The sequence below is a fragment of the Pseudomonas sp. BE134 genome, assembly GCF_031456105.1.
Taxonomy (GTDB): Bacteria; Pseudomonadota; Gammaproteobacteria; order Pseudomonadales; family Pseudomonadaceae; genus Aquipseudomonas.
On record NZ_JAVDUA010000040.1, the window covers coordinates 1 to 22,146 of the forward strand.

The 22,146-nt window shown below is 58.7% G+C and carries 23 protein-coding genes, 1 tRNA gene and 1 pseudogene; 15 read left to right on the top strand and 10 right to left on the bottom strand.

Annotated features, from left to right (window positions below; all coding sequences use genetic code 11):
* Positions 1-112 precede the first annotated feature (112 nt).
* Both J2Y56_RS25900 and J2Y56_RS25905 read right to left on the bottom strand, forming a co-directional pair.
* Positions 113-586, bottom strand: coding sequence for a WbuC family cupin fold metalloprotein (locus J2Y56_RS25900; RefSeq protein ID WP_007942676.1), 474 nt, complete (start codon positions 584-586; stop codon positions 113-115).
* Between the two features lie 3 nt (positions 587-589).
* Positions 590-1,147, bottom strand: coding sequence for a hypoxanthine-guanine phosphoribosyltransferase (locus tag J2Y56_RS25905; RefSeq protein ID WP_007942675.1), 558 nt, complete (start codon positions 1,145-1,147; stop codon positions 590-592).
* Between the two features lie 176 nt (positions 1,148-1,323).
* On the opposite strand from J2Y56_RS25905, the gene upp reads away from it, so the two are divergent.
* Both upp and J2Y56_RS25915 read left to right on the top strand, forming a co-directional pair.
* Complete coding sequence (gene upp, locus J2Y56_RS25910; RefSeq protein WP_007942673.1) at positions 1,324-1,962, top strand: uracil phosphoribosyltransferase; 639 nt, start codon at positions 1,324-1,326, stop codon at positions 1,960-1,962.
* A 2-nt stretch (positions 1,963-1,964) separates the two neighbouring features.
* The gene (locus J2Y56_RS25915; protein WP_310336555.1) at positions 1,965-3,239 is read left to right on the top strand and encodes a uracil-xanthine permease family protein; all 1,275 of its coding nucleotides are present in this window, start codon (positions 1,965-1,967) and stop codon (positions 3,237-3,239) included.
* A gap of 54 nt (positions 3,240-3,293) precedes the next feature.
* Here the strand turns inward: J2Y56_RS25915 and hemH are convergent, their stop codons facing one another.
* Both hemH and J2Y56_RS25925 read right to left on the bottom strand, forming a co-directional pair.
* A complete protein-coding gene (gene hemH, locus J2Y56_RS25920; protein WP_007942671.1) occupies positions 3,294-4,316 on the bottom strand; it encodes a ferrochelatase in 1,023 nt (340 codons plus the stop codon).
* A gap of 13 nt (positions 4,317-4,329) precedes the next feature.
* Positions 4,330-5,232 carry a TIGR01777 family oxidoreductase gene (locus J2Y56_RS25925; protein ID WP_310353536.1) on the bottom strand — a complete coding sequence of 301 codons (903 nt, stop codon included), beginning with the start codon at positions 5,230-5,232 and terminating at the stop codon, positions 4,330-4,332.
* 196 nt (positions 5,233-5,428) lie between these two features.
* Between J2Y56_RS25925 and J2Y56_RS25930 the strand changes: the two genes are divergently transcribed.
* The 7 genes and pseudogenes from J2Y56_RS25930 (at position 5,429) to J2Y56_RS25960 (ending at position 11,436) form a co-directional block, all read left to right on the top strand.
* The gene (locus J2Y56_RS25930) at positions 5,429-6,415 is read left to right on the top strand and encodes an FAD-dependent oxidoreductase (RefSeq protein WP_310353538.1); all 987 of its coding nucleotides are present in this window, start codon (positions 5,429-5,431) and stop codon (positions 6,413-6,415) included.
* Between the two features lie 363 nt (positions 6,416-6,778).
* Positions 6,779-7,738, top strand: a complete 960-nt coding sequence (locus tag J2Y56_RS25935) for a DUF523 and DUF1722 domain-containing protein (RefSeq protein ID WP_007942668.1) — start codon at positions 6,779-6,781, stop codon at positions 7,736-7,738.
* Positions 7,738-8,679 carry a MerR family transcriptional regulator gene (locus J2Y56_RS25940; protein ID WP_310353540.1) on the top strand — a complete coding sequence of 314 codons (942 nt, stop codon included), beginning with the start codon at positions 7,738-7,740 and terminating at the stop codon, positions 8,677-8,679. Before J2Y56_RS25935 ends, J2Y56_RS25940 begins: the two co-directional genes overlap by 1 nt.
* A 20-nt stretch (positions 8,680-8,699) precedes the next feature.
* The gene (phrB, locus tag J2Y56_RS25945; protein WP_310353543.1) at positions 8,700-10,142 is read left to right on the top strand and encodes a deoxyribodipyrimidine photo-lyase; all 1,443 of its coding nucleotides are present in this window, start codon (positions 8,700-8,702) and stop codon (positions 10,140-10,142) included.
* Positions 10,120-10,223: pseudogene (locus tag J2Y56_RS25950) on the top strand (nuclear transport factor 2 family protein); the annotation flags it as partial. The gene phrB and the pseudogene J2Y56_RS25950, both read left to right, overlap by 23 nt.
* The gene (locus J2Y56_RS25955) at positions 10,220-11,002 is read left to right on the top strand and encodes an SDR family oxidoreductase (RefSeq protein ID WP_007942664.1); all 783 of its coding nucleotides are present in this window, start codon (positions 10,220-10,222) and stop codon (positions 11,000-11,002) included. The pseudogene J2Y56_RS25950 and the gene J2Y56_RS25955, both read left to right, overlap by 4 nt.
* A 128-nt stretch (positions 11,003-11,130) precedes the next feature.
* Positions 11,131-11,436, top strand: a complete 306-nt coding sequence (locus J2Y56_RS25960) for a YkgJ family cysteine cluster protein (RefSeq protein WP_007942663.1) — start codon at positions 11,131-11,133, stop codon at positions 11,434-11,436.
* A gap of 122 nt (positions 11,437-11,558) precedes the next feature.
* On the opposite strand, the gene J2Y56_RS25965 is transcribed toward J2Y56_RS25960, so the two are convergent.
* The 6 genes from J2Y56_RS25965 to hemA all read right to left on the bottom strand — a co-directional run bounded on the left by J2Y56_RS25965 (position 11,559) and on the right by hemA (position 16,922).
* Positions 11,559-12,077, bottom strand: a complete 519-nt coding sequence (locus J2Y56_RS25965; RefSeq protein ID WP_033048657.1) for an acyloxyacyl hydrolase — start codon at positions 12,075-12,077, stop codon at positions 11,559-11,561.
* Between the two features lie 112 nt (positions 12,078-12,189).
* Positions 12,190-12,981: a glutamate racemase gene (gene murI / locus J2Y56_RS25970; protein ID WP_007942661.1), complete on the bottom strand. Its 792-nt coding sequence runs from the start codon at positions 12,979-12,981 to the stop codon at positions 12,190-12,192.
* Positions 12,974-13,729 (bottom strand): molybdopterin-synthase adenylyltransferase MoeB, encoded by a 756-nt coding sequence (locus tag J2Y56_RS25975; protein WP_007942660.1) that lies wholly within the window; start codon positions 13,727-13,729, stop codon positions 12,974-12,976. Before J2Y56_RS25975 ends, murI begins: the two co-directional genes overlap by 8 nt.
* Complete coding sequence (gene prmC / locus J2Y56_RS25980; RefSeq protein ID WP_310353546.1) at positions 13,723-14,553, bottom strand: peptide chain release factor N(5)-glutamine methyltransferase; 831 nt, start codon at positions 14,551-14,553, stop codon at positions 13,723-13,725. Before prmC ends, J2Y56_RS25975 begins: the two co-directional genes overlap by 7 nt.
* Positions 14,554-15,636, bottom strand: coding sequence for a peptide chain release factor 1 (gene prfA, locus J2Y56_RS25985; protein ID WP_310353550.1), 1,083 nt, complete (start codon positions 15,634-15,636; stop codon positions 14,554-14,556).
* Complete coding sequence (gene hemA / locus J2Y56_RS25990) at positions 15,633-16,922, bottom strand: glutamyl-tRNA reductase (protein ID WP_150781833.1); 1,290 nt, start codon at positions 16,920-16,922, stop codon at positions 15,633-15,635. Before hemA ends, prfA begins: the two co-directional genes overlap by 4 nt.
* Positions 16,923-17,104: 182 nt before the next feature.
* On the opposite strand from hemA, the gene J2Y56_RS25995 reads away from it, so the two are divergent.
* The 6 genes from J2Y56_RS25995 (at position 17,105) to J2Y56_RS26020 (ending at position 22,145) form a co-directional block, all read left to right on the top strand.
* Positions 17,105-18,829, top strand: a complete 1,725-nt coding sequence (locus tag J2Y56_RS25995; RefSeq protein WP_310353552.1) for a tetratricopeptide repeat protein — start codon at positions 17,105-17,107, stop codon at positions 18,827-18,829.
* Between the two features lie 4 nt (positions 18,830-18,833).
* Entirely contained in the window at positions 18,834-19,451 is a 618-nt protein-coding gene (lolB, locus tag J2Y56_RS26000; RefSeq protein ID WP_150781835.1) for a lipoprotein insertase outer membrane protein LolB, read from the top strand.
* Between the two features lie 2 nt (positions 19,452-19,453).
* Positions 19,454-20,305, top strand: a complete 852-nt coding sequence (ispE, locus tag J2Y56_RS26005; protein ID WP_310353578.1) for a 4-(cytidine 5'-diphospho)-2-C-methyl-D-erythritol kinase — start codon at positions 19,454-19,456, stop codon at positions 20,303-20,305.
* Positions 20,306-20,341: 36 nt separating this feature from the next.
* Positions 20,342-20,416, top strand: a tRNA-Gln gene (locus tag J2Y56_RS26010).
* Between the two features lie 46 nt (positions 20,417-20,462).
* Positions 20,463-21,404 (top strand): ribose-phosphate pyrophosphokinase, encoded by a 942-nt coding sequence (locus J2Y56_RS26015; protein WP_003208392.1) that lies wholly within the window; start codon positions 20,463-20,465, stop codon positions 21,402-21,404.
* 141 nt (positions 21,405-21,545) lie between these two features.
* Positions 21,546-22,145, top strand: a complete 600-nt coding sequence (locus J2Y56_RS26020) for a 50S ribosomal protein L25/general stress protein Ctc (protein WP_007942651.1) — start codon at positions 21,546-21,548, stop codon at positions 22,143-22,145.
* Position 22,146 lies beyond the last annotated feature (1 nt).

A 22,146-nucleotide genomic window follows, 5' to 3' on the forward strand; every position in this document is an offset into this window, starting at 1 on the left:
CAGACGCCGGATAGATGAAAGCAAGCCAAACACGGCATCAAAAACAGTATTGCAGAAAAGGGGGTAACCATAGATGTGGGAGCGAGCCTGCTCGCTCCCACAGTGGGCAGGATCAATCGAATTGCGCGCGCATCCACGCATGATACTCGGCGACACCAGGCTCACCTTCACGAGGCGCCCAATCCGCCAGTTCGCCTTGACCCACAGGGCGGTAAGGGCCGGCTTTGCACTCAAACATCAGGCTGTCGGCTTCCAGCACCACCAATCCGTGGAAAACGCCAGTGGGCAGGTCCACGCCAACACAATCGCCACCGGCCTGCAGGACTTGCTTTTTCACCACCGCGCCGGCCTCGTCGAAGATCAGCAAGCCAAGGCGCCCTTTCAGGACCAACAAGGTTTCGTCCTTGTTATCGCCCAAGTGCCGGTGGGGCGGGATATAGGTGTTTGGCTGCAAACCCACCGCCATGCGATGGCAAGCGTCTTCCATCTGATGAAAGTTGTGATGCTGCCGTCCACGAGGATTAGCCTCAGCTTTCCCGGCCAATTCAGTGAACAGCGGTTGATCCAGAAAGCGTGGCGTAGCCATGGATTACATTCCTTTAACTGCGTAGATCCCGTTAGCGTTGCGCCAGTAGCCTTTGTAGTCCATGCCGTAACCAAAGATGTAACGGTCGATGCACGGCAGGCCGACGAAATCGGCTTTCAGGTCCGGACGAGCCTTGCGGTCGTGGTCCTTGTCGATCAGCACGGCGGTGTGCACTTTGCGCGCGCCAGCGTGTTTGCAGAAATCGATGATTGCACCCAGAGTGTGACCTTCGTCGAGGATATCGTCGATGATCAGCACGTCACGGTCGATGAACGACACTTCCGGCTTGGCTTTCCAGAACAGGTCGCCGCCGCTGGTTTCGTTGCGATAACGGGTGGCATGCAGGTAGGACGCTTCCAGCGGGAAGTGCAGATGCGTCAACAGCTTGCCCGAGAAAATAAGGCCGCCGTTCATCACACAAAATACCACCGGGTTGGAGTCCGCCAGTTGATCGTTGATTTGCGCACCGACGCGGGCGATGGCCGCCTCGACTTCAGCTTCGGTGTACAGGCAGTCAGCCTCTCGCATGATTTGACGGATATGCTCGAGATCAGCGGACATGGCGCTCTCCAGGGAGGGGGTAAAGGGAGGGACGGTTTGGGAAAAGCGGGCAAAGGTACGCATCAAGCGAAGCCAGATCAAGCGTTTGTGGACTAACGTACTGTATGTCTATAGGACAACACCCTCGGATAGATTAACCTAGGCCGGTTTTTTTGCCCGCCGCCGGAGCCTTTCCCATGCCCATCCTCGAGATCCGCCACCCGCTGATCCGTCATAAACTCGGCCTTATGCGCCGTGCAGACATCAGCACCAAGAATTTCCGTGAGCTCGCTCAGGAAGTCGGCGCCCTGCTGACCTATGAAGCCACTAAAGACCTGCCGCTGGAAACCTACGATATCGAAGGCTGGTGCGGCACAGTGTCGGTCGAGAAAATCGCCGGCAAGAAGATTACTGTAGTACCGATTCTGCGCGCCGGTATCGGCATGCTCGAAGGCGTGCTGAGCCTGATCCCGGGCGCCAAAGTCAGCGCCGTGGGCGTGGCCCGCAACGAAGAGACCCTGCAAGCCCATACCTACCTGGAAAAACTGGTCCCGGAAATCGACGAGCGCCTGGCGATGATCATCGACCCGATGCTCGCCACCGGCAACTCCATGGTTGCCACCATCGACTTGCTGAAGAAGGCCGGTTGCCGCGAGATCCGCGCCATGGTGCTGGTAGCCGCGCCCGAAGGCATCGCCGCTGTGGAGAAGGCTCACCCGGACGTGATCATCTACACCGCCTCCATTGATGAAAAGCTGAACGAACACGGTTACATCATCCCGGGCCTGGGTGATGCGGGTGACAAGATCTTCGGCACCAAGCAGAAGGACGCTTGAGCATGCAGCAAGAGTTCAACGATCCGCTCTGGCGCACGGTACTGTCGGGTGCACAGATGCTGTTCGTGGCCTTCGGCGCGCTGGTGTTGATGCCGCTGATTACCGGTCTCGACCCGAACGTGGCGCTGTTTACCGCAGGCTTGGGGACGATCTTGTTTCAGATCGTCACTGGACGTCAGGTGCCGGTGTTCCTGGCGTCGAGTTTTGCCTTTATCACTCCGATCATCCTTGCCAAGGGCCAGTTCGGCCTTGCAGCAACCATGGGCGGCGTGATGGCGGCAGGTTTCGTCTACACCTTCCTCGGCCTGGCCGTGAAGATCAAAGGCACCGGCTTCATCGACCGTCTGCTGCCACCGGTGGTGATTGGTCCGGTGATCATTTCCATCGGCCTGGCCATGGCGCCGATTGCCGCCAACATGGCAATGGGCAAGGCCGGCGATGGCACTGAGCTGATTCCTTACCAGACGGCAATGCTCATCTCCATGCCAGCGTTGCTGACCACCCTGATCGTTGCGGTGTTCGGCAAAGGCATTTTCCGCCTGGTGCCGATCATCTCCGGCGTATTGGTCGGTTTTGCCATGGCCTTCTACTTCGGCGTGGTTGATACCGCAAAGATTGCAGCCGCTCCGTGGTTTGCGATTCCAAACTTCACTGCACCGGAGTTCAACTGGCAGGCGATTCTGTTCATCGTTCCGGTAGCGTTGGCCCCGGCCATCGAACACATCGGCGGCGTGATTGCCGTCGGTAGCGTGACGGGTCGTGATTACCTGAAGAAACCTGGCCTGCACCGCACGCTGCTCGGCGATGGCATCGCCACCACCGCAGCGGGCCTGTTTGGTGGCCCACCCAACACCACCTACGCCGAGGTGACGGGCGCGGTGATGCTGACTAAGAACTACAACCCGAAAATCATGACCTGGGCGGCGATCTTCGCCATCAGCCTGGCGTTCATCGGCAAGTTCGGGGCGCTGCTGCAAAGCATTCCGGTGCCAGTAATGGGCGGGATTCTGTGCCTGTTGTTCGGCTCGATTGCAGCGGTGGGCATGAACACGCTGATTCGCCACAAGATCGATTTGGGCGAAGCGCGCAACCTGGTGATTGTGTCGGTGACCCTGGTGTTCGGGATTGGCGGCATGTTGGTCGGCACCGGGACCGGCCAGGATGACTTCGGCCTCAAAGGCATCGCGCTGTGCGCGGTGGTGGCGATTGCGCTAAACCTGTTGCTGCCGGGCAATGACAGCTGGAAGCACAAGAAGGCGGATGAGCCACTTCTGTAACAGCGGAGATATTTGCATTCTTGATCGTTCCCACGCTCTGCGTGGGAACGATCATCAAAGGGCCAACGGTGCTCTTTCACACAGCGCACTCAACGCCCGCGCCCACTGCGGGTCATCGTTGAGGCACGGCACCAGCACCAACTCCTCCCCTCCCGCTTCGCGGAACTGCTCCAGCCCACGATCACCAATCTCTTCCAGCGTCTCGATGCAATCGGCCACGAACGCCGGGCACATCACCAGAATTTTCTTCACTCCGCTTTTGGCCAATTCATCGAGGCGCGCTTCGGTGTAGGGTTCGATCCACTTGGCCCGGCCCAGACGCGACTGGAATGACACCGACCATTTGCCGTCCGGTAGGCCCATGCGCTTGGCAAACTCCGCCGCCGTACGCAGGCACTGGCCGCGATAGCAGGTCGCGACCACTTCCGGCGGAGCACCGGCACAACAGTCTCCACCGCCTTCGAAACGGTGACCGGGATTAAGTTTCTTCAGGTGCCGCTCCGGCAAACCGTGGAAACTCAGCAGCAAGTGATCGTAATCCTGCTGCAGATAGGGCTTGGCTGTGGCCACCAGCGCATCGAGGTATTCCGGCTGATCGTAAAACGGCTGGAGAATCGACAGCTGGATATCGAGTCCTTTCTCGCGCAGCACACGCTTGGCTTCTTCGATCACTGTCGTGGTTGTGCTGTCGGCGAACTGTGGATAAAGCGGCGCAAGGGTGACTCTTTTATGCCCCTGGGCGGCCAGCTGCACCAGTTTCGATTCGATCGACGGCTCGCCGTAGCGCATCGCCAACTCAACCGGACCGTGAGTCCACTGCGTCGTCATGGCCTGCTGCAGACGACGGCTGAGCACCACCAGGGGCGAACCCTCCTCCCACCAGATCGACGCGTAGGCGTGGGCCGACTGCTCCGGACGTTTGATCAGTATCAGCGACACCAGCAAGCGGCGCACCGGCCATGGCAAGTCGATCACATATGGGTCCATCAGAAATTGATTGAGGTAGCTGCGTACATCCGCCACCGACGTGGAAGCAGGTGAACCCAGGTTAACCAGAAGCAATGCGTGATCGGTCATGCAACGTCCTATATCAGAGGCGGCTGGACAGATCGTCCAGGGCCGCGCGCAAATCAGTGAACTGGAAAGTGAAACCCGCCTCCAGCAAGCGAACCGGCAGAGCCTTCTGGCCACCCAGCAACAACAATGACAACTCGCCCAACCCCACTTTCAAAGCCAGGGCCGGCATTGGCATGAACGCCGGGCGATGCAGCACGCTGCCCAGCGTCTTGGCAAACTCGCGATTGCGCACCGGATTGGGAGCGCACGCATTATAAGGACCGCTGGCGTCTTTCTGATGCAGAAGAAAATCAATCAGAGCGATTTGGTCGTTGATATGAATCCACGGCATCCACTGCCGACCATTGCTGATCGGGCCTCCCAGCCCCAGTTTGAACGGCAGCAACAGCCGCGACAAAAAGCCGCCCTCGGCCGACAGTACCAACCCGGTACGAACGAGCACAACCCGAACGCCCAAGGCCTCGGCACGCTGAGCGGTTTCTTCCCAGGCGATGCACAATTGGCTGGCGAAATCATCGATGACGGGGGGTGAAGCTTCGGTCAACTCACGCTCCCCCCCATCGCCATACCAGCCCGCTGCGGAACCTGAAATCAACAACGAAGGCTTTTGCTCGTGTTTTTCGAGCCAGGCCAGCAACGTTTCCGTCAGGGTGATGCGGCTGCTCCAGAGCAATGCTTTGCGCTTGTGAGTCCAGAGGCGATCGGCAATCGGTGCGCCAGCCAGATTGATAATGGCGTCCAGCGGCGTCTGATCAAGGTCCTCCAACCGGGCAATCCCACGCACTTGCGTGCCGCAGATACTCGCGACTTTTTCAGGCTTACGACTCCAGACAGTCAGACGATGCCCCTGACTCAACCATTGCCGGCAGAGTTGACGTCCTATCAAACCAGTACCGCCTGTCAGCAATATGTGCATGACTTCTTCCTCGCGTGGCGTTTAACCCTGATCACTAGTCTATTTTTATAAGCAGGGATCTTTGGTATCGGGCAGTGTCTGAGTTTAACAATAGGCCAAGCTGTCAGATCGAGAACGCTAAAAGTTATACCAAAAAACAATATTGTACAGGTTTGACCCACGGCGTAGTCTGTACAGAAAGGTAAACGAGGCCCCTATGACTGTACCTATCGCAATCATCGGCACCGGCATCGCCGGGCTTTCAGCCGCTCAAGCCCTGACTGACACAGGGCATGTCGTCCAGCTTTTCGATAAAAGCCGCGGCAGTGGCGGACGCATGTCGAGCAAGCGCAGCGATGCGGGAGCTCTGGACTTGGGCGCGCAATATTTCACGGCCCGCGACCGCCGCTTCGTCACCGAAGCCCAGCGTTGGCAAACCAACGGCTGGGCCGCCGAGTGGACACCACAGCTCTACACCTACCACGGCGGCCAACTCAGCCTGTCGCCGGACGAACAGACACGCTGGGTCGGCACGCCACACATGAGCGCCATTACCCGCGGCCTGCTCGGCGACCTGGAAGTACAGTTCGCTTGCCGGATCACCGAGGTCTATCGCGGCGAAGAACACTGGCATTTGCAGGACGCCGAAGGCTTCACCCACGGTCCGTTCAGTCATGTGGTGATCGCTACACCCGCGCCTCAAGCCACCGCGCTGCTGGCGGCTGCATCGAAGCTGGCCGGGGTCGCTGCCGGGGTAAAGATGGACCCGACCTGGGCCGTAGCCCTGGCCTTCGAAACACCGCTGGAAACACCGATGGAAGGCTGCTTCGTGCAAGACAGCCCCCTTGACTGGCTGGCCCGCAACCGCAGCAAACCAGGGCGCGACAACACTCTGGACACTTGGGTATTGCACGCGACCAGCGCCTGGAGCCGGCAACATATCGATCTGTCCAAGGAAGCCGTGATCGAGCAACTGCACGGTGCATTCGCCGAACTGTTGCATGACTCCATGCCCGCCCCGACTTTCAGTCTCGCCCATCGCTGGCTCTATGCCCGCCCCGCCAACAGCCATGAATGGGGCGCGCTCGCCGATGCCGACCTGGGGCTGTATGTGTGCGGCGACTGGTGCCTGTCCGGGCGTGTCGAAGGCGCCTGGCTGAGCGGTCAGGAAGCTGCTCGCCGCTTGCATGAACATATGCAGTAAACCGCATCATCCCGCATCAATTGCTGCTGTCGAACTGGACAGCAGCCGCTCCGCAAAACCGCGAAAAATACTAGACCTGTGCGAGTCTGCTCCGGGCGGCGTTCCGACGATGGCGACGGCTTATCCAACATTAATACGTCAGTAACTGATCGTTCCCACGCTCTGCGTGGTAACGCCTAAAGGGACGCTCCGCGTCCAGTGACGCAGAGCGTCATGGGCTACATTCCCACGCAGAGCGTGGGAACGATCAGTGACCACCAAAAAACTTATACAGAAAGTTTGACTTGTACACCTTTGAATCTATGATGAAGCCATGCTGTACAGAATCACCACTCTGTACAAATTTAGATTCGAGGTGTTCTGATGACCCACGCCCCCGCGAAACCGAAAATCGCCATCAGCGCCTGCTTGATGGGGGCCGAAGTTCGCTACAACGGCGGACACAAGGCATCACGCCTGTGCAGTCACACCCTCACTGAGTATTTCGATTTCATCGCGGTATGCCCGGAAGTCGCCATCGGACTCGGCATCCCCCGTGAGCCAATCCGCCTGGTGGGCGACCCGCAACATCCTGAAGCGTTGGGCAGCGTTCACGCCGAGCTGAATGTCACCCGGCCGCTCACCGAGTACGGCCAGACAATGGCCAGTCAGTTGAGCGATATCTGCGGTTACATCTTCATGCAGAAATCACCGTCCTGCGGCCTGGAACGGGTCAAGGTCTATCACGTCAACGGCGCGCCAGTGGAGGGCGGTGGCCGAGGCGTTTATGCCCAGGCTTTCTGTGCACTGCACCCGGACTTGCCGGTAGAAGAAGACGGCCGCCTTAACGACCCGGTGCTGCGGGAAAACTTCCTCACCCGCGTGTTCGCTTACAGCGCCTGGCAGCAATTGCTGCAAAAAGGCCTGACCCGTCGTGCCCTCACCGAATTCCACTCACGCTACAAATACCTGTTGATGGCGCACAACCCGGTGCAATACAAAACCCTTGGGAAATTGCTGGGCAACATGAGCCAGACCACCCCCGACGAGCTGGGTCCGCGCTACTTCAGTGAATTGATGGCGGCATTGAAAAAGTGCGCCACACGGCGCACCCACACCAACGTCCTGCAACACATCAGTGGCTACCTCAAGCAAGTCATCAGCGCTGAAGACAAACAGGAAGTGCAGCACGTCATCGGCCAATACCGCCAAGGCGTCGTGCCATTGGTGGTGCCCTTGACCCTACTCAAGCACCACTTTCGCCAACACCCGGATACTTACATCGCGCAACAGGTTTACCTGCAACCGCATCCGGAAAATCTCAGTCTGCGAAACGCGATTTAATGAAAACCGAAATCGACACCAGCGCCTGCGAAGACCTCGGCGATGATTTTGAAAAGGCCCTCGTCGAAGGCTGGCTACCCATCCGTGAAGTGGCGCGCCAGACTGGCGTCAACGCCGTGACGCTGCGCGCCTGGGAACGGCGCTATGGCCTGATCGTTCCGCAACGCACACCCAAGGGCCATCGACTGTTCTCACCCGAGCACGTTCAACGCATCCTGACGATCCTTACCTGGCTCAACCGTGGCGTGGCCGTCAGTCAGGTCAAGCAACTGCTGGACACACCGCAAGCGTTTACCGAGCCCGTCGAAAACGATTGGCAAGTGCTGCGCCAGACGTTGCTGCAAGCGGTGTCACACCTGAACGAACGCATTCTCGATGACACCGTCAATCAGGCCATGGCGCTGTATCCACCGCGAACCTTGTGCGAACACCTGTTGCTGCCGTTGCTGGCGGAACTGGAACAGCGTTGGCAGGGCCAGTTTGGTGCGCAGATGGAGCGGGCGTTCTTTTATTCCTGGTTACGCAGCAAATTCGGCGCACGCATCTACCATAACAACCGCCAGTTACGCGCCGCGCCACTGCTGTTGATCAATCACTCGGATGTGCCACTTGAACCTCACCTGTGGCTCACCGCCTGGCTGTTCAGCAGCGTCGATTGCCCGGTAGAGGTGTTCGACTGGCCCTTGCCCGCTGGCGAACTCGCGCTGGCGGTTGATCACCTGCAAGCCCGCGGCGTGCTGCTGTATTCCAGCAAAGCCATAAACCTTTCGCAGCTGCCAAGACTGTTGAATGGAGTCAGTTGCCCAAAAATGATTGCCGGCCCCACGGTACGTATCCACCACGCAGAGTTGTCCGCAAGAACTGCCGGGATTGATGATTTGTCCTTCGCCGAAGATCCGTTATCGGCGCATCAGGAACTTGTCCTGCGCGGGCTAATTTAATGAATCGTCCGGACACCACCATGCAATTGATCTGGCTGCGCAGCGATTTGCGCCTGAACGACAACACCGCCCTCTCGGCTGGCGCAGCGCGCGGCCAGGCGGTGGCGGTGTATCTGCTGAGCCCGGAGCAGTGGATGGAACACGATGATGCACCGTGCAAAGTGGATTTCTGGCTGCGCAACCTGAGCGAGTTGAGCCGCGCGTTGGGCGAACTGAACATCCCCTTGTTGATCCGCAAGGCATCACGTTGGGACGAAGCGCCGACAGTACTGCTCGACCTGTGTCAGCAGTTGAAGATCGACGCCGTCCACGTCAACGAGGAGTACGGCATTCACGAAAGCCGTCGTGATGCGGCGGTGGCCCAAGCGCTGAAGGCCAATGGCATCGACTTCTGTAGCTACCTCGATCAACTGCTATTCAAACCGGGCACCGTGCTGACCAGGACCGGCACTTACTTCCAGGTCTTCAGTCAGTTTCGCAAGGTCTGTTACGAGCGCCTGCACAGGTCAACGCCAGAGCGGGTCTGCGCCCCCGGTGTCCAGGCGCCATTGGCGATCAGTAGCGACACCCTTCCATCAAGCGTTGAAGGTTTCGCCACGCCCAGCGACAGCTTGCGCAAGCTCTGGCCCGCCGGCGAGACCGAAGCCCGACGCCGTCTCGATACCTTCGCCGACGCCCAGATCGACTACTACAAAGACGAGCGCGACTTCCCGGCCAAACCCGGCACCAGCCAGCTCTCGGCCTATCTTGCCGCCGGGGTGATCTCTCCCCGCCAGTGTTTGCACGCTGCCCTGCAAAGCAATCAGGGCGAGTTCGAAAGCGGCAATGTGGGCGCTGTCACCTGGATCAACGAACTGCTGTGGCGCGAGTTCTACAAACATATTCTGGTGGGCTACCCGCGGGTCTCCCGCCATCGTGCCTTCCGCCCGGAAACCGAGGCGCTGGCTTGGCGCGATGCACCGCAAGAACTGCGGGCGTGGCAAGAAGCCCGCACCGGCCTGCCGATCATCGATGCGGCGATGCGCCAACTGCTTGAAACCGGCTGGATGCACAACCGGCTGCGCATGGTCGTGGCGATGTTCCTGACCAAGAACCTGTTGATCGACTGGCGAGAAGGCGAGCGCTTTTTCATGCGCCATTTGATCGACGGCGATCTGGCGGCGAACAACGGTGGCTGGCAGTGGAGCTCGTCCACCGGAACCGATGCGGCGCCCTGGTTCCGGATTTTCAACCCGCTGAGCCAGTCGGAGAAATTCGACGCTCAAGGTGTGTTCATCAAGCACTGGCTGCCAGAACTGGCCGGGCTCAACAAAAAAGACGTGCACAACCCGGCCAACCTCGGTGGCCTGTTCGGCGTGGCGGACTATCCGTCGCCGATCGTCAATCTGAGCACGTCCCGACAACGGGCGCTGGCCGCGTTCAAAAACCTGCCAGCACGAAAAGATTTATCGCCACCGGGATGACTTCGATCCGGGGCTCTGAGTGACGAACATATACCCATATTGGGTCGGGCGATTGCCTGGCTGAAAAGGAGAATGGGATGAGTTTTCCTCCCCCACGGCGCTACTGGTTGACCGGCGCAGGTAGCGGCATTGGCGCCGCACTGGCCGAAGAAATACTGAAAACCGGCGCTCACGTGGCTGTCAGTTCACGCTCGGCAGCTGTGCTGAGAGTCTTGTCGCAGCGCTATCCAGGACAAGTGTTGGTCCTGCCTGGAGACTTGACCAACAGCCAGCGGGTGCGTGAAATCGGTGAACAAATTGCGCAAGACTGGGGTTCGCTGGACACCGTGATTCTCAACGCCGGCACCTGCGAGTATGTCGACGTTCAGCAATTTGATTCGTCGATTGTCGAGCACGTGGTGCGCACTAATTTGCTCGCCAGCGCCTATTGCATCGAGGCCGCGATCCCCCTGCTGCGCAAAGGCATCGCACCACACATGGTGGGCATCGCCAGTCCCGTGACGTATTTGCCGCTGCCGCGCGCTGAAGCCTATGGCCCGTCGAAAGTCGGGCTGCGTTACCTGTTCGAATCGCTGCGCATGGACCTGGCACCGGAATGCATCGAAGTCACCATGATCAGCCCCGGGTTTGGCCAGACACCGCTGACGGCCAAGAATGACTTCCCGATACCGCTCAGTTGGCCGGTAGGTAAAGTGGCCCGGCAGCTCTTCGCCAAACTCAAGAGCCGGCCATTGGAGATCGCCTTTGCGGGCCTGTTCATGGCGGCGCTGTGGCCGTTGGCGAAAATGCCCAATGCCGTGCAACTGGCCATTGGCAAACGCATGGTGCGCAGTAGTCCGCCGATCCGGGATCTGCTCTAAACATCGCCCCCATCGGCAGCTGTTTCCCGCCCGTTACTTGCGGCCCAACGGTACGCCTCAGACACACACCACTGAGCGTCCGTCAGGCCTTTCACACAGCACCGGCCCACTGCCTTACACTGCGCGCCATGAAAACCATTCCCCACACGCAAATCGCGGAGCCGGCCGTCACGTGCTCGACCTGCGCGGCTTGTTGCTGTCAGCTCGAAGTGATGCTGATCACCGACACGGGCGTGCCCGAACGCTTTATCGATACCGATGATTGGGGCGGCGAAGTCATGCTGCGTCTGGACGACGGCTGGTGCGCCGCGCTGGATCGCAACAGCATGATGTGCACGATCTACGAAAAGCGTCCGCTGATCTGCCGGGAATTCGAGATGGGCGCACCGGAGTGCATTGAAGAGCGCCAGGGGATCAGCACGGCGTATCGCTGAAAATCAAACAGGTGCAGAACTAATGTGGGAGCGAGCCTGCTCGCGATAGCGGCCTGTCAGTCAATACACATGCGACTGATACACCGCTATCGCGAGCAGGCTCGCTCCCACATTGAGCATGTTTACAACGGCATGGTGTAGTGCAGCGCGTAACTTTCTACGCCATCGTTGTGTTTGGCCATACCGCCATTGGAATAGTGCGTCGCACGAATCCCGACTTCATGACCGCCGGCAAAACGCGCACCAAAACCGAGACGGTCTTCGAACTGGAAGGACTGGCCGATATCGTTGTTTTCAAGTTCGGTATGGGAGAAAAAAGCCACCCCAATACCCGCCTCGATATAGGGTTTGACCGACTGACCGGCAAACTCGTAAACAAACACCGGAGAGAACGACAGGCTGTTGTTGCTGGAAGTACTGTCACCGTCCCAATAGGTGTAGGCACCGCTCCAGAAACCCGTCAGACGTCCCACGTCGCTTTGCCACCAGCTCTTGTCCCAATCGAATTGCATACCCAGGCGATAGGTCATGGTTGAGTCGGGGGTCTGGCCAATTCCGAACTCCACGCCTGCAGCCTGAGCGGTGAAACTGTGCCCCATTAAAGCGGCCGCAATCGCGGCCAAGCAGAATAGTCGCTTCACAAGAAACATCCTTTTCCGAACGATTTAGTATGGTTTTTGTTGCTTAACGCTATAGAAGTCGACGTTTGATCAAAAGTTCATACCAATTGCTCTTTCGCCCCCAACTCATTTCTTACCTCTCGAAGCTTCTCACAACACCGGACGTATTCCACAGTATCGGCAAGATATTTCTGAAATGAACCGGATCGGCACTGGTCCAGAATTGGGCGGCACGAACAGGCCCGTCGGCGAGCAGTTCACGCTCGGCCAACAGACGCTGAAGTTGCCTTGCAACAGCAGCCCCCGTGTCGATCAGACTGATGTCATCGGGGATCATCTGCTTAAGCAAAGGCTTCAGGAAGGGATAATGCGTACACCCAAGAATCAGGGTGTCGCATCCGGCACCGAGCAGCGGTTCGACATACCTGGCCAGCAACTGGCGCAGCGCGGGGCTGTGCAAATCGCCGTTTTCAATCAGCTCGACCAGGCCGGGACATGGCTGAGTGATGACGCGCACATCGGTGGCGAATCGGTCGAGCAAAGCTGCGAATTTGGCACTCTGTAGGGTACCCGTGGTGGCGAGTACACCCACCACTCCGCTACGGGTCGCGGCGGCGGCGGGTTTGACCGCGGGCTCCATGCCGACGATGGGCCACTGGGGATAATCACGCCGCAAGTCGGCAACGCCCGCGACGGTCGCGGTATTGCACGCCAGCACCAAGGCCTTCGCCCCCTGTTGCTGGAAAAACCCGGCCATGACGCTGCAGCGCTGGCGAATGAATTCCGGGGTTTTCTCGCCGTAGGGAACATTCCCGCAATCGGCGACGTACAGCAGTGATTCGTTGGGCAGCAAACGCTGGATCTCGGCCAGCACCGAGAGCCCACCGACGCCGGAGTCGAACACGCCAATCGGCGCTTCACGCATGTGTCGAACCGCAGACACTACAGCCCGGATCACGCTTGACCCGCAATTCGCGAAAGCGCGAACCCAGCGCATCAATCAACAACAAACGCCCCACCAGTGGCTCGCCGAAACCGACCAGCAGTTTCATGGCTTCCAGTGCTTGCAGACTCCCCACCAACCCCACCAACGGCCCGACGACACCGGCCTCGCTACACGTCAGTTCGGCTTCACTGCCATGCCCGTATAAACAGTGGTAACACGGGCTCTCCGGGCGGCGCGGGTCGAACACTGACAGTTGCCCTTCGAGGCGAATCGCCGCGCCACTGACCAGTGGTTTGCGGGCGGCGACACAGGCAGCATTGACTGCTTCGCGGGTGGAGAAGTTGTCGGAGCAGTCCAGCACCAGATCCACAGCGGCAACCGCCGCTGCCAGGGAGTCTTCGTCCAGCGCGGTACGATGGGCGATCAACTGGATCTCGGGATTGATGGCGGTCAAACGACGAATTGCCGAATCAACCTTGCTCAGGCCGACGCTATCGGTGTCGTGAACGATCTGGCGTTGCAGGTTGGTCAGGTCAACCGTGTCGAAGTCGGCGAGGTGAAGTTCACCCACCCCAGCCGCGGCCAGGTAAAGCGCAACCGGTGAGCCGAGACCACCGAGGCCGACGATCAACACGCGGCTTTCTTTCAAGCGCAACTGGCCGTCGATGTCGACGTGTTGCAACAGAATCTGCCGACTGTAGCGCAACAATTCCTGATCATTCAGCACGGCAGGCGCCCCAGGCTGATTCGTTCGTGACCACCCAGATCGATACGGCTATGGACGTCTTCAAAGCCATGGGTCAGCAGCAAATCGCGTACCGCATCGGCTTGATCGTAGCCGTGTTCGAGCATCAGCCAGCCACCGGCTTCGAGGTGATCCGGCGCCTGGGCGACGATCAAACGCAGATCGTCGAGCCCGTCCACACCGGCCACCAGCGCACTGGCCGGCTCGAAGCGCACGTCGCCTTCCACCAGATGCGGATCGGAGGACGGGATGTAAGGCGGGTTGCTGATAATCAATTGAAAACGCTGACCTGCCAAGGCGCTGAACCAATGACTGCTCAGCACCGTGACGTTATTGAGGTGCAGGCGCTGACGATTACGGTCGGCCAGCGCCACGGCTTCAAGCACGCGATCCACCGCCGTGACCTTCCAGGCCGGGCGCTCGCTGGCCAGGGCCAGGGCGATGGCGCCACTGCCGGTGCCCAGGTCGAGGACCTTGGCAGGTGTGACCGGCAACAACTCAAGCGCGGCTTCCACCAACAGTTCAGTGTCCGGGCGCGGGATCAGCGTATGCGGAGCCACTTCAAGGTCCAGCTTCCAAAACCCTTGCTGCCCCAGAATGTAAGCCACTGGCTCGCCGCCACGCCGACGCTGCAAGTAACTGGCAAAGGTCAGCGCCGCTTCACTGGGCACAATGCGCTCCGGCCAGGTGTGCAAAAAACTGCGGGGCTTGCCCAATGCGGCAGCCAGCAACAACTCGGCATCCAGACGCGCGGTGGGCGAATCGGGCAAATCGGCGGCACGCAACAAGCTGGCAATGATCGTCATTTATTCACCTATCGCCGCCAATTGATCGGCCTGGTACTCGGCCAGCAATGGCTCGATCACCGCATCGACCCCACCCGCGAGAATTTCGTCGAGCGAATACAGCGTCAGGTTGACCCGGTGGTCGGTAACCCGACCCTGGGCAAAGTTGTAGGTACGGATCCGCTCGGAGCGATCACCGGAACCGACCAGCAATTTACGCTCGCTGGCGATGGCATTCGCTGCGGCGCTGGTTTGCTGATCATTCAGTTTGGCCGACAGCCAGGACATCGCCCGGGCGCGGTTTTTGTGCTGGGAACGTTCTTCCTGGCACTCCACGACAATACCGGACGGCAAGTGCGTGATGCGGATCGCCGAGTCGGTCTTGTTGACGTGCTGACCACCGGCACCCGAGGAGCGATAGGTATCGACCCGCAAATCCGCCGGGCTGATCTCGATCGCTTCCTGCTCGTCCGGCTCGGGCAACACCGCCACGGTGCAGGCCGAGGTATGGATGCGGCCCTGGGATTCAGTGGCCGGAACCCGTTGCACACGGTGTGCGCCGGATTCGAATTTCAGCTTGCCGTAAACGTTGTCGCCTTCGACCCGGGCGATGACTTCTTTATAGCCACCGTGTTCGCCTTCGTTCTCCGAGAGAATTTCCACTCGCCAGCCCCGTCGCTCGGCATAACGCGAATACATGCGGAACAGGTCGCCGGAGAAGATTGCCGCCTCGTCACCGCCAGTGCCGGCACGGATTTCGAGGAACACGTTACGGCCGTCGTTCGGATCTTTTGGCAGCAGCATGCGTTGCAGGCTGGCTTCGAGTTCGATCAACTGCTCTTTGGCTTCGCGGACTTCTTCCACGGCCATTTCGCGCATGTCCGGGTCGCTGTCCTTGAGCAATGCCTGGGCGCCTTCAAGGTCACTCTGCACTTTGAGCAGCTGTTGATAAGTGCCGACAATCGGCTCGACTTCCGCGTATTCCTTGGAATAGGTGCGGAATTTGGCCTGATCGGAAATGACTTCGCCATCGCCAAGCAAGGCGGTCAATTCCTCGAAACGGTCCTGGAGGATGTCCAGCTTATTGAGCAGTGACGCTTTCATTGCGGTTTTTTATCCGAAAAGCTATCCGATGAGCCCTCATTCAGGGCAAAGAGTTCCTGGGCCATGGCCAGCGCATCGAGGCGGCCTTCGGCTGAGAGCTTTTTCAATTGCACACTCGGTGCGTGCAACAGTTTGTTGGTCAAGCCACGCGCCAACTGCACCAGCACGTCCTCGGCGCTGCTACCGTTGGCCAGCATGCGCTGGGCCTTTTGTAATTCTTCGTCGCGCAGGCGCTCGCTTTGTTGACGATAAGCCTTGAGCACATCCACTGCCGCCAGTTCGCGCAGGCGGACCATGAAATCTTCGGCGCCGACCGAGACCATTTCTTCTGCCGCCTGGGCGGCGCCCTGACGGCTCTTGAGGTTCTCGGCGACCACTTCGTGGAGATCGTCGACGCTATACAGGTAAACGTCGTCCAGCTCGCCGACTTCCGGCTCGATATCGCGCGGGACGGCGATGTCCACCATGAAGATCGGTTTGTGCTTGCGCAGCTTCAGGGCGCTTTCCACCGCACCCTTGCCAAGAATCGGCAACTGGCTGGCGGTGGAACTGATAACGATATCGCTGCGCACCAGTTCGGCCGGGATGTCCGAGAGCAGGACGGCGTGGGCGCCGAACTGCTCGGCCAGAATGCTCGCGCGTTCCAGGGTGCGGTTGGCGACGACAATGCGTTTTACGCCCAGCTCGTGCAGATGGCGAGCGACCAGGGTGATGGTTTCGCCGGCACCGATCAACAAGGCCTGACTGCGTTGCAGGTCACTGAAAATCTGTTTGGCCAGGCTGACCGCAGCAAACGCCACGGACACCGGGTTCTCGCCGATGGCGGTATCGGTACGCACCTGCTTGGCCGCGTTGAACGTGGCCTGAAACAACCGCCCGAGCAATGGACCGATGGTGCCGGCCTCGCGCGCGACGGCGTAGGCCGATTTCATCTGACCGAGAATCTGCGGCTCGCCCAACACCAGCGAATCGAGCCCGGAGGCGACCCGCATCATGTGACGAACTGCCGCATCATCTTCGTGCACATAACTGCTCGCACGCAGCTCTTCGAGGCTCAAATGGTGATAGTCGGCCAGCCAGCGCAGCACAATGTCAGCCGAAAGGTGATCCTGTTCTATATAGAGTTCACTGCGATTGCAGGTGGAGAGGATCGCAGCTTCGCGGCTGTCGGTGAGTCGGCAGAGCTGCTGCAAGGCCTCCACCAGCTGCTCAGGGGTAAAGGCCACGCGCTCGCGGACGTCTACTGACGCAGTCTTGTGGTTGATACCGAGTGCAAGGAAGGCCATTCAAGGTCGCTGATGGTGACGTGAAGCCGGCAATTGTCCTACTTCGCCACAGACAGAACAACTACCGCTGACTATTGTCCCAATGTCTCGCCTCTATAAAGGCAACGATTGAGACTCGGTTATGTTTGGCCGAAGGCTTGTGTCATGATGATCCGACCGCAGGTTAGTCGTCCTTTTCCCATATGAATAGATCTTCCGCGTTGCTCCTCGCTTTTGTCTTCCTAAGCGGCTGCCAGGCCATGGCTCCCGTGTCGTCGGAGGGTACTCCGCCGGTTGAAGACAGCAGCCAGGCCCCTGAAAAGCCCAAGGTTTACAGCTCATTCAGTGAAGAAACTGTCTTCAGCCTGTTGAGCGCCGAACTGGCTGGCCAGCGCAATCGATACGACCTTGCTTTGGACAACTACGTCACCCAGGCCATCAACACACAGGATCCGGGCATCTCCGAGCGAGCGTTTCGCATTGCTGAATACTTGGGCGCCGATCAGGCCGCCCTGGACACCGCACTGATCTGGGCAAAAAACGCCCCGAACGACCTTGAGGCACAGCGTGCGGCCGCCGTGCAACTGGCCCGCGCCGGTCGTTACGACGACTCCATGGTCTATATGGAGAAAGTCCTGCTGGGCAAAGGCGACACGCACTTCGACTTTCTTGCCCTGGCCGCAGCCGACACTGACCAGGGCACGCGCAACGGCCTGATGAAAAGTTTCGACAGCCTGTTGCAGCGTCACCCGAAAAACAGCCAGTTGATCTTCGGCAAAGCCCTGCTGATGCAACAGGATGGCGATGCCCAAGGCGCACTGACCCTGCTGGAAAACAATCCACCGGACGAAGGCGAAATCGCCCCGATTCTGCTGCGCGCGCGCCTGCTGCAAGTGCTCAACCGTGGTGACGAAGCCTTGCCGCTGCTGCAAAAAAGCATCAAGAAATACCCGGACGACAAGCGCCTGCGCCTGACTTACGCGCGCATGCTGGTTGAACAGGACCGCATGGACGACGCCAAAGCCGAGTTTGCAAGCCTGGTTCAGCAGTACCCGGAAGATGACGAACTGCGTTACTCCCTGGCATTGGTCTGTCTGGAAGACAAGGACTGGAGCCAGGCCAAGGGTTTGCTTGAAGACCTGATCGCCCGCGACGCCCACGTTGATTCGGCCCACCTGAATCTCGGCCGTATCGCAGAAGAACTCAACGACCCTCAAGGCGCGCTGGTCGAGTACGGCAAAGTCGGGCCGGGTAACGAATACCTGCCAGCACAATTGCGTCAGGCCGATATCCTGATGGACAACGGCAAGACCGCCGAAGCGCAACGCCGCCTGGCGGCCGAGCGCGATGAGCAGCCGGATTACGCCATTCAGTTGTATTTGATCGAAGCCGAAACCCTGTCCGCCAATAAACAGGGGGACAAGGCCTGGGCTGTCTTGCAGAAAGCCTTGCAACAGTACCCGGACGATCTGAACCTGCTGTACACCCGCGCCATGCAGGCGGAAAAACGCAATGACCTGGCGCAGATGGAAAAAGACCTGCGCCTGATCATCAAGCGCGACCCGGATAATGCGATGGCATTGAATGCACTCGGCTACACCCTGTCTGATCGCACCACACGCTACGCCGAAGCCAAGGCCCTGATCGAACAGGCGCACCAGATCAATCCGGAAGACCCGGCAGTGCTCGACAGCCTCGGCTGGGTGAACTATCGCATGGGCAATCTCGATGAAGCCGAGCGTTACCTGCGCCAGGCGCTGGATCGTTTCCCCGATCAGGAAGTCGCTGCCCACCTGGGGGAAGTCCTGTGGGCCAATGGCAAACAGCGGGAAGCCAAGCAAATCTGGGGCAAATTCCTCAAGGAACAACCCGACAGCCCTACCCTGCGCGGCACCATCAAGCGCCTGACCGGATCAGAGACTCTTTAAGATTATGTTTTTGCGCCACATTATCGTTTTCAGCTTTATCGCCCTGCTCACCGGTTGCGCAGGCTTCGGTGCCCGCGAGTCAGTCGAAGGTCACGGCAACACGGCCCAATGGCGCGAACACAAGCAGACACTGACCAGCCTCGACGGCTGGCAGATCAACGGCAAGATCGGCATCCGCGCACCCAAAGACTCCGGCAGCGGCACTTTGTTCTGGCTGCAGCGCCAGGATTACTACGACATCCGCCTGTCCGGCCCGTTGGGTCGCGGCGCCGCACGCCTGACCGGCCGACCTGGCAAGGTCTCGCTGGAAGTTGCCAATCAGGGCCGGTATGACGCACCGAACCCGGAAGTTCTGCTGGAAGAACAAATGGGCTGGAAATTACCGGTGTCGAATCTGGCCTGGTGGGTCCGCGGGCTCCCGGCGCCCGACAGCAAAAGCAAATTGACGCTGGATACCGACAGCCGCCTGGCAAACCTCGAACAGGATGGCTGGCAGGTCGAATACACCTCTTACACGCAACAAAACGGTTTCTGGCTGCCCGAAAAGATCAAGCTGCACGGTACCGACCTTGATGTCACGCTGGTGATCAAGGAATGGCAACCACGCAAGCTGGGGTCGTGAACATGACGACTCCGCGCTTGACGCTGCCCTCCCCGGCCAAACTCAATCTGATGCTGCACATCCTCGGTCGCCGTGAAGACGGCTATCACGAGTTGCAGACGATTTTTCAGTTCCTCGATTACGGCGATGAAATAACCTTCGCCGTTCGTGACGACGGCGTGATCCGGCTACATACCGAATTCAATGGCGTTCCCCACGACAGCAATTTGATCGTCAAGGCCGCGAAACAACTGCAGGAGCAATCCGGTTGTGCGCTCGGCATGGATATCTGGATCGAGAAAATCCTGCCCATGGGCGGTGGAATTGGCGGTGGCAGCTCCAATGCCGCGACGACATTGCTGGGCCTGAACCATCTCTGGCAATTGGGCTGGGACGAGGATCGACTGGCTGCGCTGGGCCTGGGACTGGGCGCTGACGTCCCGGTTTTCGTGCGCGGCCACGCCGCTTTTGCCGAAGGCGTAGGGGAGAAACTGACCCCTGTAGACCCCGAAGAACCGTGGTATGTCGTGCTGGTCCCGCAAGTATCTGTAAGTACAGCAGAAATTTTTTCAGATCCGCTGTTGACACGTAACTCTCCTCCCATTAAAGTGCGCCCCGTTCCCAAGGGAAACAGTCGTAATGACTGCTTGCCGGTGGTAACAAGGCGTTATCCAGAGGTACGTAACGCTTTGAATTTGCTAGGTAAATTTACCGAAGCAAAACTCACCGGAACTGGAAGTTGTGTGTTTGGGGGCTTCCCAAGCAAAGCTGAAGCTGATAAAGTCTCGGCCCTTCTTACAGAGACCCTTACAGGGTTTGCAGCAAAGGGAAGCAACATTTCGATGTTGCATCGCAAGCTGCAAGGTCTGCTCTAAAGGAATCGATTACTGGGTAATCGTTGCAACAGATACAGGGGCGTCGCCAAGCGGTAAGGCAGCAGGTTTTGATCCTGCCATGCGTTGGTTCGAATCCAGCCGCCCCTGCCATTTTCCTATACTCATCCAGGTTACCCTCAGCCTTCAGGTACTGCGCGTGTCCAAGATGATGGTCTTTACGGGGAACGCCAACCCCGATCTGGCTCGACGTGTCGTACGTCAGCTGCATATCCCTCTCGGTGACATCTCTGTCGGCAAGTTTTCCGACGGCGAAATTACAGCCGAGATCAATGAAAACGTCCGCGGTAAAGATGTCTTCATTATTCAGCCGACTTGCGCTCCGACCAACGATAACCTGATGGAACTGGTAGTGATGGCTGACGCCTTCCGCCGCTCCTCGGCTACTCGTATCACTGCTGTTATTCCTTACTTTGGTTATGCCCGTCAGGATCGCCGTCCGCGTTCCGCACGTGTGGCTATCAGCGCGAAAGTCGTTGCTGACATGCTTACCGTAGTCGGCATCGACCGTGTTCTCACGGTTGATCTGCATGCTGACCAAATCCAGGGTTTCTTCGATATTCCGGTAGATAACATCTACGGCTCCCCGGTATTGGTGGATGACATTGAAGATCAGCGCTTCGAAAACCTGATGATCGTGTCCCCGGACATTGGTGGCGTCGTGCGTGCACGGGCTGTTGCCAAATCCCTGGGCGTGGATCTCGGGATCATCGACAAACGCCGTGAGAAAGCCAATCACTCTGAAGTGATGCATATCATCGGTGATGTCGAAGGGCGTACCTGTATTCTGGTCGATGACATGGTCGATACCGCCGGCACTCTGTGCCACGCGGCAAAGGCCTTGAAAGAGCATGGCGCTGCCAAGGTTTTCGCCTACTGCACACACCCTGTGCTGTCCGGTCGGGCGATCGAAAACATCGAAAATTCCATGCTGGACGAACTGGTGGTGACTAACACCATCCCGTTGTCCGCTGCTGCTCAAGCCTGCTCGCGTATCCGTCAATTGGATATCGCGCCGGTAGTTGCCGAGGCGGTCCGCCGCATCAGCAATGAAGAATCGATCAGCGCGATGTTCCGTTAAGGGCCCTGCCCTTCTCACTCATCACGTTGACGAAAAGCGCCCCGCCCCGGCATTCCTGTCGGGGCGGGGCTTTTTTGCCCATATCGCCTTTAGCGCTGGTCGCAAACGCTGGGGCGAATGTGGTTATTTTGGAGATACAACATGAACGATTTTACCCTGAATGCTGAAGTGCGTTCCGACCTGGGGAAAGGTGCGAGCCGCCGCCTGCGTCGTCTCGCAAGCCTGGTACCAGCTGTAGTTTACGGTGGCGAAAAAGCCCCTGAATCCATCAGCATGCTGGCTAAAGAAGTTGCCAAACTGCTCGAAAACGAAGCGGCTTACAGCCACATCATCGAGCTGAACGTTGGTGGCACCAAGCAAAACGTAATCATCAAGGCTCTGCAACGTCACCCGGCCAAAGGCCACGTGCTGCACGCTGACTTCGTACGCGTAGTTGCCGGCCAGAAGCTGACCGCTATCGTTCCTGTGCACTTCATCAACGAAGCTGCTCCAGTGAAGAAAGGCGGCGAGATCTCGCACGTTGTTGCTGAAATCGAAGTGACTTGCCTGCCAAAAGACCTGCCTGAATTCATCGAAGTTGACCTGGCTAACGCCGAAGTCGGCTCGATCATTCACCTGTCCGACATCACCGCCCCTAAAGGCGTTGAATTTGTTGCTCTGGCTCACGGTAACGACCTGGCTGTTGCCAACGTTCACGCTCCACGTGTTGCTCCAGAAGCTGCAGAAGGCGCTGCAGAGTAAT